This is a genomic window from Paenibacillus luteus (assembly GCF_006542765.1).
GTDB lineage: Bacteria > Bacillota > Bacilli > Paenibacillales > Paenibacillaceae > Pristimantibacillus > Pristimantibacillus luteus.
The window spans coordinates 1-16,365 of record NZ_SKCD01000036.1 but is presented as its reverse complement, the minus strand read 5'-3'; the positions used below and the strand labels follow the sequence as shown (position 1 = coordinate 16,365).

12 protein-coding genes and 1 pseudogene are annotated in these 16,365 nt (G+C 51.8%); 3 read left to right on the top strand and 10 right to left on the bottom strand.

The genetic code is table 11. The features are described from left to right. Window positions 1–45: 45 nt before the first annotated feature. The 5 genes from E0496_RS24930 to E0496_RS24910 form a co-directional block, all read right to left on the bottom strand. Window positions 46–300 (bottom strand): hypothetical protein, encoded by a 255-nt coding sequence (locus tag E0496_RS24930; protein ID WP_141504467.1) that lies wholly within the window; start codon window positions 298–300, stop codon window positions 46–48. Window positions 301–355: 55 nt separating this feature from the next. Beyond that, a complete protein-coding gene (locus tag E0496_RS24925; RefSeq protein ID WP_141504466.1) occupies window positions 356–4,102 on the bottom strand; it encodes a fibronectin type III domain-containing protein in 3,747 nt (1,248 codons plus the stop codon). A gap of 3 nt (window positions 4,103–4,105) precedes the next feature. Beyond that, the gene (locus tag E0496_RS24920; protein ID WP_141504465.1) at window positions 4,106–5,749 is read right to left on the bottom strand and encodes a type 2 periplasmic-binding domain-containing protein; all 1,644 of its coding nucleotides are present in this window, start codon (window positions 5,747–5,749) and stop codon (window positions 4,106–4,108) included. 87 nt (window positions 5,750–5,836) lie between these two features. Continuing rightward, window positions 5,837–6,727 (bottom strand): carbohydrate ABC transporter permease, encoded by an 891-nt coding sequence (locus E0496_RS24915; RefSeq protein WP_141504464.1) that lies wholly within the window; start codon window positions 6,725–6,727, stop codon window positions 5,837–5,839. Window positions 6,728–6,751: 24 nt separating this feature from the next. Then, window positions 6,752–7,714: an ABC transporter permease gene (locus E0496_RS24910; RefSeq protein ID WP_241674978.1), complete on the bottom strand. Its 963-nt coding sequence runs from the start codon at window positions 7,712–7,714 to the stop codon at window positions 6,752–6,754. A 248-nt stretch (window positions 7,715–7,962) separates the two neighbouring features. Between E0496_RS24910 and E0496_RS24905 the strand changes: the two genes are divergently transcribed. From E0496_RS24905 to E0496_RS24900, 3 genes and pseudogenes are all read left to right on the top strand, one after another. After that, on the top strand, window positions 7,963–9,723 hold the full coding sequence (locus tag E0496_RS24905; protein ID WP_141504463.1) for a cache domain-containing sensor histidine kinase: 1,761 nt from the start codon (window positions 7,963–7,965) through the stop codon (window positions 9,721–9,723). Continuing rightward, window positions 9,677–9,988 (top strand): annotated as a pseudogene (locus E0496_RS37260) (response regulator); the annotation flags it as partial. The gene E0496_RS24905 and the pseudogene E0496_RS37260, both read left to right, overlap by 47 nt. Before the next feature lie 135 nt (window positions 9,989–10,123). Next, window positions 10,124–11,272 (top strand): helix-turn-helix transcriptional regulator, encoded by a 1,149-nt coding sequence (locus E0496_RS24900; RefSeq protein WP_241674976.1) that lies wholly within the window; start codon window positions 10,124–10,126, stop codon window positions 11,270–11,272. Between the two features lie 64 nt (window positions 11,273–11,336). Here E0496_RS24900 and E0496_RS24895 read toward each other — a convergent pair whose 3' ends face one another. The 5 genes from E0496_RS24895 to E0496_RS24875 all read right to left on the bottom strand — a co-directional run bounded on the left by E0496_RS24895 (window position 11,337) and on the right by E0496_RS24875 (window position 16,073). Then, window positions 11,337–13,622 (bottom strand): FAD-dependent oxidoreductase, encoded by a 2,286-nt coding sequence (locus E0496_RS24895; protein ID WP_141504487.1) that lies wholly within the window; start codon window positions 13,620–13,622, stop codon window positions 11,337–11,339. 512 nt (window positions 13,623–14,134) lie between these two features. Beyond that, the gene (locus E0496_RS24890) at window positions 14,135–14,584 is read right to left on the bottom strand and encodes a hypothetical protein (protein WP_141504461.1); all 450 of its coding nucleotides are present in this window, start codon (window positions 14,582–14,584) and stop codon (window positions 14,135–14,137) included. Between the two features lie 58 nt (window positions 14,585–14,642). After that, complete coding sequence (locus E0496_RS24885; protein ID WP_141504460.1) at window positions 14,643–15,011, bottom strand: Imm8 family immunity protein; 369 nt, start codon at window positions 15,009–15,011, stop codon at window positions 14,643–14,645. A 119-nt stretch (window positions 15,012–15,130) separates the two neighbouring features. Then, window positions 15,131–15,550, bottom strand: coding sequence for a hypothetical protein (locus tag E0496_RS24880; protein ID WP_141504459.1), 420 nt, complete (start codon window positions 15,548–15,550; stop codon window positions 15,131–15,133). A gap of 160 nt (window positions 15,551–15,710) precedes the next feature. Further along, a complete protein-coding gene (locus E0496_RS24875) occupies window positions 15,711–16,073 on the bottom strand; it encodes a DUF5412 family protein (RefSeq protein WP_161601558.1) in 363 nt (120 codons plus the stop codon). Between the last annotated feature and the right edge of the window lie 292 nt (window positions 16,074–16,365).

Sequence of the window (16,365 nt, the reverse complement as noted above, 5' to 3'; positions counted from 1 at the left end):
TCCGAGGCGTATCCGCCGTTAAGCGTTCGTCGCTGCCGTGCAACGCTAGTTGCTCGGGGGAATGTCCGATCCTAACAGATTCGTTCGGGAGACTTCATGCGTATGCGGATCGCGCATCGTGATGACGGTACAGCACTTCATGAGAAGATCGGGCCGGCCAGACTGGCGTTCCGCCTCGTCCGCGGCACCGGGCCGGCCCTCGTCGTATTGCGTGCCCGCCGCAGAAGCTAGATGGCCGCCTGCGGAGAAAGAGCTTGAAAGCTTCGGCGTCATCGCGCTGGCGCGTTCGAGTAAACGCATAGAGATAAACCCCCTGAATGCCGAGGCAACGGCAATTGACCTCGAATAGGACCGATTACAACATCGCCTGGATTTTTACGTCATCGAAATATGCTTTCTCCAGATGAGAGAATACGCCCGCTTTGCCGATACCGAAGGCGGAATCCGTCGCGCTGGCAAGTAATTGCCCGTCCAAGTACGCTTTAAGCGAGTTCCCTCTCACTTCCAACCGATAGGTATGGTAGACACCGGTCGTCGGATCTGAGAGAATGGGCGATGTGGCCAATGTCGTCTCTACGCCGTTCTGCAGCTTAACGAGGAACATTCTCTTGTAATAGCTTGCGTAATACATGTAGTAAAAATTGTTGTAGTCAACGAATCTCGCAACCAAGCCTACGCGGCCTTGCCAGGTGTCCACTTTCGTCTTGGCCTCGATGCTATAATCCGTCCATGTGCTAAGTCCCGTCACTGACTTGGTTCCGCCTTTATCCGCGTTGTCGGACAAATAGACTTTCGAATTCCCGTCGGTTACGACCGAGAAGTTCCCCCAATTGGAGACGACCGTCCAATCGCTCACAACTCCATCCTCGAAGTTGTCCTCAAATAGCAAGTTCGATGTAGTCGCAATTGCTTCGATGCTGGGATCCGATAGCCGGCATCCCGGATCGTAAGCTTTAACCGCGTAATGATACGTCGTCACGGCATTCAGTCCCGCATCCTTGTAGTTATACACCGAGCCGTTAACGGTGGCGATATCCGTTCCGTTCCGGTAGACCTTATAGCCCGCGACGTCCGTTTCGTCTGTGGATTCCTGCCAGGTTAAGTTAATCTCTGAAGAAGAGAGCACTGTAGTGGTTAAGTTTGCGGGAGGCGTAGGAGCCGAACGATCGTAATGTTGGACCAGAACGTTGTCGAATGCAACGGGCTTCTTCGAGTTTGACACAAGTCCCGCTTTTCCTTCGGCGATCGAAGAGTCGACGGCGGTAATAATTGTCTGGCCGTTCACCGATCCGATTAGCGACGTTCCTTCCGTTTCGAACCGCAGCTTATAGGGTGTGCCCGCTGCGATTGTCGTCAGCCCGGACACCGATTGAATAACGGAGGTCATCCCGCTCTCTCGTTTCTTGATTACAGCCTTACCCTTTTGCGCATTGTACTTGAATACATAATAATGGTCGTTGTCTGCGTATCTTGCCAGTAAGCCGACTTCTCCCTTAGCGGTCGTCGACTTGATGTCGGCTTCCACCGAGTAGTCGCTGCCGTATGTCGCATCGATCACTGTCTTGCCCTTTGCGGCGGAGCGATAAACGGTAGTCTCCCCGTCTTGGACCACGCTCCATTGTCCTTTTACCGTAGTCCAACCGCTCGCGTTCCCGTTCTCGAACGTATCCGCGAATAACGGGTCATAGATAAGCTCGAAGGCGAAACCTTTATCTGTAACGAGCTGAACGACAAGGTCGCTTCCTGAGACCGTCACAGGAATCTCTTCCAGCCTCACGCCGTTAAGTGACAGTTTATAGGCTTTGTATCCCCCCGCAGGGCGGTCGACCGATAACCGGAATTGCGCGGTTTGTTCCTTGGCTAGCGTAGGTAGCTTGCCTTTAAAGTATTTGACTTCGCCCGTGGACAACTGTACCGTCTCTTCGTCCGTAGCTGCGACGTCCGTCGTATAAATAAGCAGCAGCCTGTCGCTGTCTTCCAACGATTTTTCGTCTAGGGAGGAAGCGAAGAACGTGCCCTTGTACACATCGCCGGTCACGGTTGCCGGACCGAGTTCAAGATCGTAATTGTCCATCGTGCCGGCCGCCGCGACGACCGTTGGCGTCCGAACCATATAGGTGTTCAGATTCAGGTCGAACAGAAGCTCTCCCGTGTCGGACAGCAGCTTGTTCTCATTCAGTGCGTCAAGCATTGCCGTCTTCGTCTGGGAAGCGTCGAGCGAGTTGATCATCGCTTCGGCCACTTGCCGATCCGTCATGCCGCTCGTGATCGCGATTCGGTTCACAGCGGGGAATTGACCCGCCTCGATCTGCTGCGTGGTCAGCTCCGGCGTGATCCGGTAAACCGCGAAGGGGACGCTCGGGTTATCCGCATACACGGTTGCCGTGTTGAACAGATGCGGGATATACATCATGTTGGCGATATACGCCTCGATCTCGGAAGCGGCGCCTTTGTCGCGAGCCCACATCTTATCCCATACGATGGCGAACTTCGGCACGCTGGCCTGTATGGTACCGGTCCGGAACAGTAGCGAACCCTCCGCCTCAGATAGAATCGCTAGCGGGTCATTCGCGATAGAGAACGACTCCGGCGTTCCGAGTCTTCCGTTCGAGTAGGCGTCGCCGACGTTCATGCCGAATGAATATCGATTTAACATATCCCAGCCTTGGAACGCTCCTGTCGCGCCGACGAAGATACCAGCTTCCTCGCGCCCCTTGGCTGGGAACGTGTCTTGGAATTCTGTCAGCAAGAAAGGAGTTTCGTACCCTTGCCTTAAAGACAAAGCCGGATAATAGTTTCCGAACAGCCGATCGCTCGCCCAATCCTTCGGATAGTTCGCGTTCGTTGAGCTATCGAACGACATGCTGAGACGCGGGAATTTGAGAGGTCTGAATTGGAAGCCATATTTACCATTCTCGTAAATCCGGTTATCGACGAACTGGTGATACAAGTGCGTCTCGTAGACGTCCGACGCTTGGTTCCGCCAGTAATTCACGTTCGGACTAATAATGTGGTTCAATCCTCCGACCGGCACTTCTACCCCGAGCTCCTGCTTCAAATAATTTCGCATCTCGTTCGATGCCGAAATGGTCTTCTTCGAGTAATAGGCGCTTAGGCGATCCTTGATCGTACCGCTCGCATTCCAGTATTGATTGTCGATCGACGAGATTGGAGCTTCGCCGTACGTATCCGCCAGGAAGTCGTTGAAATCATCTAATAGAAATGCGCGGAACTTTACTTTCATCGAGTTGAGATTCATGTTGAGCAGAAGCGACTCGTTCCATGGACTGACGCCCACGAGCACAGGATCGTCCTTCAGGGCAATCCCGGTATACGGATTGACATGGGAGAGCCACACACTCGCGATCGCCTTCCACATTTCCATCGCTTCTGGCAGCGTAGGGAGAAGATAGGCCGAATTATATCCCTCCGCATACTCGCCTAAAACCGGTACGTTCTTGAAGTCATACAACTGGAACAGATCGATCGCGACATAGATGCCGTGAGCCTTGAGCCTGGAGATGAGATATTCGACTTGATCCAGCCTATCGGCATTCAACTGCGGGGTCGGAGAGTTCGGCTGGAAGATGCCGGGCGCCCAATCTGCCATGGAATCTAAAGAATGCAGCCGTACGACGTTATAGCCTAGTCGCGCCAAACGTTCCGCCGTACGATCGGCATCCTCATGAGAGCCATAGTACATATTCCAGGATAAATTGGCCCCATAAAGCTTTACTTTCCGCTGCGGTTGCTGCTCGAAGACGTAATCCCCGTCGGAATCAATTTGGATAAAACCGTGCTTCCCCGCTGGCGCATCGTTCATCGCTGACAGATCCAAAGCGCTACCTTGGGCAATCATCGGCTCAGTGTCGATCCGCTGCCAGCCCGCGGGCACATCCGCCTTCGCCTCGGTTGCGCCCACGTTAAACAGCGGAATCGTGAGTATCAACACTAACCATCCGGCCAGACACTTGCGGCTTATCCGTTTGGACTTCGCAATCATCGTAATCGTACCCCTTTGCTCCGATTCAGCCGTTCCTCTCGCTCCAATTGGATACGCGGACGCCAAGAATAGCATCCGCGTATTTTGTCTCTTCTCCAAAGCTTATTTCTTCTGATTCGCCGGCCAAGCGAAGGTCATACCAAGCGCCTTCTTCGCTTCTTGGAACTGTTTATTCTGGTAGTCGTACAGCTTCTGATAACCGAGCTTCTCTTCCCTCTGGATCTCTTCATTAAAAAACTTCTCGATATCAGCTTCCGACTTGGCGAGGATCATCTTGGCCCGCTGCTTCTTGCGTTGCTCCTCGATCTTCGCGTTGATGCCGCCTTCCTCGGTGCCACCCAGCGGAGTTATCGATTCGAACGGAAGCATATCATATGTGAAATCGGCGAAGTAAATGGTCGACTCTTCCTTTATCCTCGCGTCCTCCGTGCTCGTTGCCGGCGTGGTTCTCTGGATCGGCAACCAATTGATCAACCATTGCAGCGTCCCGTTGCCGTATTTAAGCTTGGCTTTGTTCGCATCTTCGGCATTCAGCGTATTGAACTCGTCGGTCAACTTTACCTTGCCGTTCTCGTCGTAATTCCATGCCGCGCCTTTCGGACCGTAATTTACGTTTAAGCTCATTTCCTCCGTGGACAAGTAATTGAACAGCTTGATGATACGATCCGGGTATTTTGTCTTGCTGTTGATCATCGAAAGCGTCCAGCCTGACGAACTGACGGGATCGACATACTGTTTGCTGCCCGAGTCGCCTGCCACTGGCCCCACGTGAACGAAGACGGCTTTCGGGTCCGCCTGATAGAGCGCGCTCCAGTCGATCGTCCTATTCGTAAAGGCGAAGACAGCGCCGTTCGTGACCTTCTCTTGGATCTGATTCTTGTCGAGCGTTTGGCTGTCTTCCGGCATCAAGCCTTCTCGGTATAGTCGATTCAGGAACTTGTAAGCTTCAAGCATCTCCGGCGTGCGTTCGCGATCGATCAGATTGCCTTGCGAGTCCTCTCGAGGAGCGCCGAAGAAGTTGCCGATAATCCAGCTCTCGAAATACGCGGGAGTTACCGTAAAGCCATTGTATTTCGTCCCTGACTCCTTGACCTTATGCAGTGCGGACACCAGGCCTTCCTTCGTATTGAAGTCCTCCGCCTTAATGCCGAGTTGATCCATGATATCCTGCCTTGCGTATAATCCCTGGTTGCTGCGAATGCGGTCGCCCGGCTGGAACGATTCCTTCGCCCAGAAGAAGCTTGCAAAGCCATAGAAGTGTCCGTCCGGGTTGCGAAACCAGTCCTGCATCGACTTCGGAACCAAGAAGTCCGGGTCGTGCTGCTTAATCAGCTCGTCAAGCGGCGAGACGAGACCCGACTTCTCGAGCACACCGCGCTGCGGTGATCCTTTATCGAGCGTAATAACGTCGGGGATATCACCGGAAGCGATGATGGCACTAAGCTTGTCGGAGTTGCCAGAGGTGAAGTCGATTGAGATGCCGGTGTCGTCGGTAATCATTTTGTCAAGCAGGTTGTTTTCCGGATCCCAATTCTTCTTGTAGTAATCCTGGTCCACGAACCAAGTGATCTTGATCGGAGACTTGTTCTCCTGCTTCTCACCCGGTGACGCTGTTCCAGACGGAACGGCCGATTCCGAGGACTTCGCGTTGCTCGCGTTTTCGTTGCCGGATGAACAACCCGCGAGAAGTCCACCCATCAGAACGGCTGCCAGCGTGGCGCCGATCCATTTTTTGCTGAATTGCATGTACTTTTGCCTCCCCTTTGTCTTGTAAGTGCTATATGTTGTTCATTCGCGTCAAGCAGACCCGTACGTGCCTGCTTGACGCGAAAATCAACCTTTGACAGAACCAATGAGAACGCCTTTGACGAAATACTTCTGTAGGAACGGATAGATAACCAGGATCGGCGCCGTCGTCGCCATCATCATGGCAAGCTTGAGCGTCTCGGGGCTGATCTGCTTCGCTTCTTCCGGCATGACGCTTGCAGCCTGCTCCCCGAACTTCGACGCTTCCGACGAATCCGTGACGATGCGCATGAGGAACAGTTGAACCGGCTCTAGCGCTTCCTTGGTCGTGAACAGCATCGCGTCGGTATACGCGTTCCAGTGATACACCCCGTTGAACAAAGCTATAGCCGCCAAGACGGGCTTGGTGAGCGGCAGGATGAGCTGCAGAAAAATGCGGTATTCGCCGGCTCCGTCGATCTTCGCGGACTCGATGATCTGCTCGGGTATCGAACGGAAGAACGACATGACGATAATCATGTCCCAGACGCTGAACATCGTAGGAATGATGTAGACCAGAAAGTTGTTAAGCAAACCGAGATCCTTGTACAGCAAATAAGTCGGGACAAGGCCGCCGTAGAAAAACATCGTGAACATCATAACGATCATATAAACGTTACGGCCGGCCAGCGCTCTACGCGACATGCCGTAAGCCACGAGCGCGGTGAACGCCACGTGCAGCGCCGTGCCGACGATCGTTCGAGATATCGTAACGAAATAGGCATGAAAAATCGTTTGATCGGAAAAAACCGAAAAATAATTGGATAGCGTAAACGTGCGAGGCCAGAAATAGACCCCTCCCCGCATATAGTCAAGTCCCTGGTTAAACGAGCCGACCAGCGCGAACCAAAACGGGGCGATCGTAAGCACCACGATGGACGTCATGATGATGACATTAAATGCGTCGAACCACTTATCTCCTTTAGAGCGGATATTCATTCTTAATTCCTCCTTCATCTTACCTTAGAACAGACTGTTATTGGTAAGCTTACGTGATACGTAATTCGCCCCGAACAGCAGGACGAGCGCGACAAGCGATTTGGCCAAACCGACAGCTGTCGAGTAGGAATAGCGCATCTGCTGAAGTCCGACCTTGTACACGTAAGTATCGATCGTCTCGCTAACGTCGAGATTCAGCGGATTCTGCATCACCATGATTTGCTCGAAGCCAGTATTGAGAATTGAGCTGACAGCGAAAATGAGCATGATGACAATCGTCCCCATAATGCTGGGCACCGTAACATAGCGCATGCGCTGGAGCCTGCCGGCTCCGTCGATTGTAGCCGCCTCGTGAAGCTCTGGATCCACGCCTGCAATCGCCGCGATATAGATGATTGCCCCCCAACCGATACCCTTCAGCATCTCCGCCCCGACCATGATGATCCAGAACAGCTCCGGATTACCCATGAAGTTGATCGGCTCATCCGATATATGCAGCTTGACGATTAGCAGATTGAGGATCCCATTCGAAGGCGACAGCACGGTCAGGATCAACCCGCCGAAGATAACCCAGGAGACGAAGTGCGGCAAATACGAAACCGTTTGCACGAATCGCTTGAAGCGTACTCCCGTCAGCTCGTTTAAGAGGAGAGCGAACAGGATCGGCGCGGGAAACCCAAGAAAGAGCGCGAGCAAATTCATCGCCAGTGTATTGCGCAGCACGTTCATAAAGTTAGGGTCCGTGAGGAACTCCCTAAAGTGGCTAAATCCTGCCCATGGCGAGTCCATGACGCCTAAGAACAAATCGAAATTTTTAAAGGCAATCAGAATACCATACATAGGCACATACGAAAATACGATAAGGAACAGCAGCCCAGGCCATACCATGCTCTGTAGCGCGAATTGGCTCTTCCATCTTGAGCGTCGGCCAGTCCCCTCCGTTCCTGAAGCAGGAGCGCGGTGTCCCGCCTCTAAGGTTCTTTCCACTTCTAGTCCACCCCCGTTCGTTACCGGACCGCCTCTCGAATGGCGATAGCGAGTAACGTTCTCTTTGTTTGATTTTGCTTCAGCGCCGGAAGCTTAATCCAACTATAAGACTTGAAAGCGCTTATAAAAATAGCTCGGTTTTTGTTTTGATACCTTCATTTTGGATTATCCAGGCGACGGGAAGGGTTAACTAGTAAATTGTCGAATACGTGAAGTAGGACCCATAACCATCGAGAGAAGGTACGACGATGCGCCGCCAATTAAACGCCATAAGCATCAAAAGCAAGGTAATGCTCGCGTTCGTGCTGTTGATACTGCTTCCTTTTAGCGTACTCGGGCTCTATACCTACGATCAATCCCAGCAGTTCGTCCGCGCTCAATTGGTCTCGAATTCCGCTACGGCGCTGAAGCAGATGAAACACACGATCGAGAACAAGATCGATCTGATCGAGAGCGTCAGCGATTCCATCACTTTCAATTATCGTTTGCAGGAATTTCTGGAGGGCCCCTTCTCAGAGGATAACAATTCGCTGGATACCTACTTTAGTTACGCGGCGCCGCTCATCAACTATGCGATGCTGTTCCAGAAGGTCAATACCGAGAAGATATCCGTCTTCATGAACAACGAGACGATCCCCGAGGGCTTCGGCGCCTTCTACCATTCGTCCAAAGCCAAACGGGAGCCTTGGTACGATTCGTTCGTCCGTTCCGGCTCGAAATCGGCCTGGATCGTCCGCGATAACACGGTGAGCGGCCAAACCTTCGGCTTCGTGCAGAAGATGATCTCATTGGAAGGCAATGATCTCGGCTTCACGCTCGTCGAAGTTCGACCAAGCGATTTGCTTGCGACCGCCCAAGGACCGTCGGAGAGCGGTCAAGACATCGTCATCGCGGACGAACAAGGCCATATTCTATACCCGGAAGAAAGCGAGAACCCTCTCTCTTCCCTACTCCTGCAAACGCTGTCTTCTGGCGACTATTCCATACGCGATGGTAAGTTGTATATCGGAGAGAAGCTGAAGGGCGTCGGCTTGTCCATGCTGATGACCGTCTCTCAGCCGCGCACAGCGAATTCCTTGCAAGCAGCAAGCAACCTCGTCTTCATCGCGACGATGGTCGTTCTGCTGTTCTCATTCTATTCCGTGCTTAAGATGGTGCTGCGCAAAATGAGAACGAGCATCCGCCAGATGGATCAGGCGATTGAAGCCGGCTTCAAGCCTATTCCGATCGACCGGCGGGACGAATTCGGGGTTATTACCGAGAAGTTCAATCTTCTGTTGAACAAGGTAACGATGCTGATGAAGGACATGATTCGCAAAGAGACGATGCAGAAGGACGCTCAGCTCGCCGCACTGCAAGCTCAGATCAATCCCCATTTCATTTACAATACTCTCGATATGTTCAGCGCGAGGATGGAACTGGCCGGTCAGTTCCAAGAGTCCGATGCGATGGCCGATTTCGGCAAAATGATGCGTTACAATATGGACGGACAATCGAAGTTCGCGACGCTAGAGTCCGAGATTCGCTATCTGGAGCAATACATGAACCTGCAGAAAATCAAATACGGCAGCGAAATTGAACTAAGCGTTCAGGTGCCGGACCGGCTCCTTCCGTTACGCGTGATTCGCTTCCTTCTGCAGCCGGTCGTAGAGAACAGCATCCGGCACGGATTCCCGGCGAAGGGATTGCTGCGCATCGGCCTCGTCGCTTCATTTCAGTCCGACGACACCGTCCTGCTTTCGATCCGGGACAACGGTCCGGGAGTCGAACCGGCACGCCTTGCTTACCTTAACCAGCGGTTCAGGAAAACCGAATATACGCCAGCTAACGATCAAACAAGGGAAAGCATCGGGCTCAGCAACATCAACGAACGACTGAAGCTGTTCTACGGCGAGGAATACTCGATTCGGCTTATCAGCGTAGAAGGCGATTACGCGGAGACGATCATCACCATCCCCTACGATGCAGGAGAGGAAGACAGCCATGTACAACGTGCTCATTATCGATGACGAGCAACTGATCGGCGACGGCGTCAAAGCGAAGCTCGAGCGCGCGGGTCTTGCCGAGATCTCTCAGATTCATGTCGCCTGCGGCGGAGAGGAGGGGCTGCAAGCTGCCGCCGATTTGAAGCCGCATATCGTCATTACAGACATGCGCATGCCCGATATCGACGGCATTGAAGTGATCCGTCGGCTCTCGGCCGAGCTGCCGTCGTCCAAATTCATCCTGCTCAGCGGCTACGGCGATTACGCTTACGTCCGGGAGGCCTTTAAATACGGCGCTCTCGACTATCTGCTAAAGCCGGCGGGGTCGGCCGAATTAGCTAAGCAGATCCGGATTGCGATCGCAGCTATCGCGGAGGACGGCAAGAAGGCCGCACAAGCGGAACGAAGCCGCAAGGCCGAACGGATGATGCTCACCTCGCGATTGAACGCGGTTCTGAACGGGGCCAGTCATCCTCGAGGCAACGGCGATGCGATCAGCTCTCCCGATTTTGAGCTAACAGACTCTTATTTGATCCACAGTTCGGCTGCCGTTGCTTTGTTCCATATTAGCGGCAATCCTTATCACTCCGGAGATTTGGACTTAGCACAATCGCTCTTGGAGCGGAATGCCCGCGAAGTCGGGCATCCGGAGGAATTTCGGCTGTTGGCGTTCCACGACGGGGACGGGAGCGTCTGTGCGGTTATCAACTTCACGGATGACGTCTCGTTTGACGCTGCATCTTCCATGATTAGGGAGACGGTAAAGGGATTAAAGGAGGCCGGCGCAGAGCATGCGGTCGCGTCCGTCAGCGGGCCGTGTCGGCCGGCCGACCTGCCGAAGCAGTATAAGCAAGCTAAGCTTGCCATGTCGTACCGCATTCTTCGAGAGCCTTGCGAAGTGCTGTCATCGAATTCGGACATTCGGCCCGGCGGAACGGATGGGCAGTTGCCTTCCCGCAAGGATATCGAGGAGCTTCGCCACGCCGTCGAAACGTTGCAATTGGAGAGGATCTCTCAATGGATCGACCGTTGGCTGCCCGACAGCCTGATCGGGAGCGAGTCCCTCGACCGGCTCAAGGCGGTTTACGAGCTGCTGCTGACGGAAATCCGGCGACGTTTCGACGGACGTCTGCCGTTTGAAGAGCGCGAGCAAATCCGCGCGCTTGCCTCCTTTCATACGCTAGGCGACCTTCGCCAGTATTTAGTGGCGTACACGGACAGTGCGAAGCGTTCCGCGAGCGAGAATGCCGAACCGGCGGACACCGTCATCTCGTTCGCGGAAGCATTCGTCAGGGAGAACTTCAACCGCGAAGTGCAGCTCGCGGAGGTGGCGAATCGGGTATCCATGAACTACTCTTACTTCAGCAAGCTGTTCAAAGAGCGGACCGGGCTGACCTTTACCGCCTATTTAATCAAGGTACGGATGGAAGTAGCCAGCAAGCTGCTGCAGGATCCTACCTTGCGCATTAACGAAGTGTCCGAGAAGGTCGGCTACGGCAACCTGTATCACTTCTCTCGCGCATTCAAAAATTACTTCGGCATCTCCCCGAAGGAGTATCGCCGATCCAGATAAACGTCAAACAAGCCCCGATCAGCAATAGCCGAATCGGAGCTTGCACGGTTATACTCGTCAATCGTCATTCGTCTTGCGGCGGATAGCAGCGAATCTCGTAAATGGCGGCGGAAGGGTCGCCGTTGGTTGCCTCGACCACGACGCGCAACTTGGCTGTCTCGATCGGCCGCTCCAGCTTATGCCGGCAATGCCGTTGGTAGTTGCCCCGAACGGCTGCAACTTCCGTCCATTCCCCGTCCGCCCATGCTTCGATCCGATAATCCTTCGGACATTGCGGGTCTCGGTAGAACGGCGCGTACCCGCGGTACTCCCACAGCAGATGACCGGGGAACGACAGCTCCACGCAGCCGATCGACTGCGTCTGCTCCCACGTTAACTCAAGCCATTGCGACAGCAACTCCGCCGGATCCGAACGCCACAGATTCGTGTAGTGATGAGGGCGCGCCACGCCGCTTACCGCTTGCTCTGGACCGAAGCAATGCTGCGGCGGCTCGATGCGGAAGCTCCTCGTCGGTCCGTTCCAATCCCTGCGCATCTTCCCTCCGCCCATTTCGTACGCGCAAGTATGCGCAGGCACGACGCCCGACGCAACATGCCAATTAACGTTCGGATTCGAGAGCAGATCGAGTCGAACGTAGCTGCCCGGCTTGAGGCCCGATGCCGAAGTCAGACGAACGTCCCAATCGATCCATTCGAAGGCGGCGCCGGGCTTGACCTTGAGCTTGACTGCGGCGAGCGGTTGAAGCTCCGTCCGATAATCCCAGATGTGATCGACGGGTACGATACAAGCATCCACCGTTTGCTCTTCGTCCGACAGATTGGACAAGCAGACCGATACGCGATCCAGCGCCTCTTCGGCGATCGCGAGCCATTGGCCCTTGCGTTGGCGCAAACACTCGCTCGCCGGATCCCGCCGTGCGGTATCCGTCTCCGGGTTTATTCCAACGACAGCAGCCTCGCTGCTCGCGGAGAGCCGGGCCGTGCGGGCCAAGTCACGCTCATCCTCGTTCACCGAGTTCGGCAGGAAGCAGCCGTCGCGGAGCAATATCTGCTGCACGTCCCGAACCGCTTCGGTCGGAAGGTCCTGGACCGCGATGCCACGCTTAAGTGCGATGGCTGCCGAGGTACCGACGGCCTGTCCGATGAGCGCGGTCGTCCCCATGACCCGCACCGTTCCGAGTGCGGCATGCGTAACGCTGATATTGCGGCCGGCCATCATCAGATTGTCGACGTCCCTGGCGATGGTCGAACGGAGCGGGATACCGTAAGGACCGCAATAGCTCTTGACCATATACGAGCTCGTCTCGTCATAGCCTTCCGAGCTCGCATGCTCGCTCGTCGGCGCCAGCAGTCCCCCCGGAGTGTGCAAGTCCAGGAACCAACCGCCGTAGGCGATCTCGTCTTCGAATACGGTTCTGTTCTGCGGATCATGCTCCGTCATTAGATAAAGGCCTTGTATTCTCCGACTCTCCCGCTTGCCGGGCACCTGCCCGATCCAATCGATAGCGTGGTGCGCAGCAAGCTCCTTCGTCTGCGGATCCTTGTTCTTGATCCAATCCCAGACGCCCAGCACGTATCGCGTCAATTGATGCCGAATGTCCTCGTTCTCGCGTATCGTATGCCAAGGCACGCCGATCTCGATCCACCAGTAGCCGCCCCGCATATCGTTAGGCCTGCGGCCTTGCTTGTAGAAGAAGTCCGGGTTATCCAGTTTCGCCGCCCATTCCGGCGCCTCGAACGGAGCCGGAGCGCCCGTATCCATCGTCTTGAACAGCAGCGACGAGCCCATCACGTCGCCGCTCGCCTGAAGCGGCGCATGCGGTTCGTCATACTCCTCGCGTCCTTCCGAACCCATATGCCATTCGCAGCCGGCATGATCCGCAACGAGCCCGTCGCCTGTGCAATCGATAAAGATATCACCGGAGAGTTCCAACGTCGTCTCCGCGTTCGCCACAAGCCCGATGACCGCTTCGATGCGGCGCTCCGCACTTTTGCGAACGTCGACGATGGACGTATTCAAATGGAAGGTCAGATTAGGCGTGCGCATGGCCAGATCGTACATCGTCATGTCCCATACGCTGTTCGTCCATCCGTTCTCGAAGATAACCTCGTGATTATGGGCGCGTTCTTCGATCAGAAGCTCCGAGATAATGCCTGTCTCCCGCGCGTACACGTGGAACGCGGCCGCCCCGTGCGGCGTCACTCTGACCTCGGATGAACTGTTGCCACCGAAGACGGGTCGATCTTGAACAAGACACGTTCTTGCCCCTTGTCTTGCAGAAGCCACCGCCGCGCAAAACCCGGCCAAGCCGCCTCCGCAAACAACGACGTCGTATCTCTCCTGGCGAATAGTGCCGGGAGGCCGACCTTCATGTGCTTTCCGTATGACGCGTTCCGTCTGCTTCCGTCTTTCCGCATTCGCTCCCTCTACCAATTCCTCTGCCCCCTTGTGCCGTCATTATCCTGATAACAAATCCTTTTGACAGCGTTTTCTTCTGATACCACCTCACTATAACGCGGAAGCGCCTTCGACAAAATAGCACTATTTTTGATTTGATACCTTGATTTTGGATGGCCAAATCAAATAGGACTGCTCCCAACACCGGCGGCAATAATGCAGGTCGAAGCGAGTGAAAAACTCTAACGCCGGCGGCAGTTGCCACCTCCTGCAGATTGCTTCCGGATTAAGGCCGAATATATTGGTGCTCGGCTTATAACTCATCTCTTTAAAGCTCAAGCTTTGGAACCCAAAAACAACCAAGTCTATGTCTTGGAAAAGACAAAAAGCCCCTAAATGGGGCTTTTTGAGATACGCATCACTGCTTCAATCATCGAACTATTGTTACCCGTTAGCGGAATGAACTACCCCATACGTCTTCTTCTCCATACAATTATCATTGTTAAAAGGACCAAGAAACAAATAAATGATAGTGTAACTATCCATGTTTGTTTATTGGACTGGTCTGTTGTAACTTGAATCGATCCAAATTTAGATGCCTTGAAGAACTTATCGTTTACCTTAACTGCTATTACATTTTGAGTGGCTGCCCCTTTAATTTCAAACAACACGCTTCCTACTGGTATACTATCATTTGACTCGCCGTTCTTCTTTGGCATCGGAGTTCTTTGGCTTTCAATCTTTCCAATCTTATTGCCAATGTCTTTGTTATCGACTTCCTCGGTGGAAAGACCATATAGGAGATTATTCCAAGCAACGGAACTGGGGTAGGTACTGGCTAACGCTTCTTCTATATTTGATGAGAACACGGAAACAATGACAAAGAACAAAAGGAAGAATTTCAGATGCTTCATATGCAACACCTCCTATTTTGTTGAACAAATCTGGCTGTTAGCTTAGTGCCCTATATTTTTACTCCTTTTCGTATTCCCAGTAAAAATACGGTCGTAGTAACACCGAAAGTTCTTCCCAAGTTTCTGCTGAATGCTTTGAAAGAATCTCTTTTACTTTATATTCAATCTGACCAATGCTAAATTGCTCAATAATGAAGTAACCTCTTCCAACAACAAGACCAGTATTAATAACTTTCCTAGCTAACGCTTTTGGGGAGACGACGGTAAAATCAAATAAATCACAAGCATCAGTTCCATCAGTTCCGACACACGCTGTTCCTGAGAGTAGAAAATCATCTCCAACATTCACTTCGTTATTAATCTCAAGTTGTCCATAAATATTGGGATCACCTACGATAACTAAGTTCTTCAATGCAGGCTGAATCATAATCTCACTCCATAAATTTCACTATACTAACCTGCTATTAACTTCAATGAAAAAGCAGCTATCGTTGTGAACAATCGCTGAATGGTTTAATTCAGCTAAAGTTCCTCGATAGTTTAACTTTAGTTTGTAGCAATTACATATATTGATTCGATTGGTGCACTCATCTCATACCACACATCATCTAAATCGTTTACGTCTTTTAATTCGAAACAAATTCCGGGAATGCAGGTGATGAGATAGACATAGTCTTCGTTAATACTTTTACCATAATGGCTTTCAACATCCTCGAGTGTCTCTCCAATGCCTATTTTCCCGTCAAACTTTCCATAAAAACCGTTAAATGCGCGTATTTGAAATACTATTTCTTCCTCATCAATCCAAAACCATAGTGTTTCCATTTTAATTACAATGCAGTTAGATCGAATTTCAGTCTTGTATCCTTGCCCAATCAAAGAGACAAGTGTTTCTCGTTTACATCCAATCTCAAATTGACCTATACTCTTTCCTGGTATAATATTTCCGTCTCTCAGCATCTCCATATTAATCACGTCCACAATGAATTTTTTACCATTGTACCATTAAGCTAAACTGCCCCTTTAACGTAATGAAGCAGCCGATTATTGTGGTCGACTGCTTCCGTGTTTTTATTGAACTCTCGTTCCCAGTTAGCGTAACGCTTATTTTTATTTTCAGGCTCTGTTAATGTTGATTGTTTATTATCCTCCAAACCAAACCTCCATCGAAATAAGTCTCTTTTTCAACGTTCAATTTAACACTTTTGTTTGAACTGGAGTACCCTGGTTCCTCATTTACTATAGATATAGTATTTTCATTTTTCCATTCTATAGAAAAGTTTCTATTAGCATCACTATGATAAACAGTCTTCATTTTGTTATCATCATGATAATTAATTTCTACCCATAAGTTAACTCCACCAGCGGCACCGCCATAAGTTTTATAGTAAGCATTAGCAGTATATTTACCGGTTGGGGATTCCACAGGTCCTTTATAAAATTCACCTTCAAGGTTATCGAATGTAAAAAAGTATGTATTGTATATCACTTGAGCTGAAACGATACCAATTCATAGGAGAGTTGCAATTATCAGTTTTTTAGGAAATGGCTTCTTCTTGATAAAGAAAACAAATAGCTTAAAACAAAATACAATAAATAACAGAACTGTAATAAGAGAAAAGATGAAGAAACCTAATAAGTACAAACAATTAATCCTGAATTACGAAAGTGCGACCTCATAAAAACATAAAAAAGTGCCCTAATCTTTGGTAGAATGGTGTTTACGAAGACAACATCACCCAAAGAGAGGAGCACCCATAAAGTGAAGTTTACCACAAAAA

Coding starts and splice junctions, on each gene's coding strand:
- E0496_RS24930 (WP_141504467.1), bottom strand. CDS start 300: ATGCGTTTACTCGAACGCGCCAGCGCGATGACGCCGAAGCTTTCAAGC.
- E0496_RS24920 (WP_141504465.1), bottom strand. CDS start 5,749: ATGCAATTCAGCAAAAAATGGATCGGCGCCACGCTGGCAGCCGTTCTG.
- E0496_RS24915 (WP_141504464.1), bottom strand. CDS start 6,727: ATGAATATCCGCTCTAAAGGAGATAAGTGGTTCGACGCATTTAATGTC.
- E0496_RS24905 (WP_141504463.1), top strand. CDS start 7,963: ATGCGCCGCCAATTAAACGCCATAAGCATCAAAAGCAAGGTAATGCTC.
- E0496_RS24900 (WP_241674976.1), top strand. CDS start 10,124: ATGATGCTCACCTCGCGATTGAACGCGGTTCTGAACGGGGCCAGTCAT.
- E0496_RS24890 (WP_141504461.1), bottom strand. CDS start 14,584: ATGAAGCATCTGAAATTCTTCCTTTTGTTCTTTGTCATTGTTTCCGTG.
- E0496_RS24885 (WP_141504460.1), bottom strand. CDS start 15,011: ATGATTCAGCCTGCATTGAAGAACTTAGTTATCGTAGGTGATCCCAAT.
- E0496_RS24880 (WP_141504459.1), bottom strand. CDS start 15,550: ATGGAGATGCTGAGAGACGGAAATATTATACCAGGAAAGAGTATAGGT.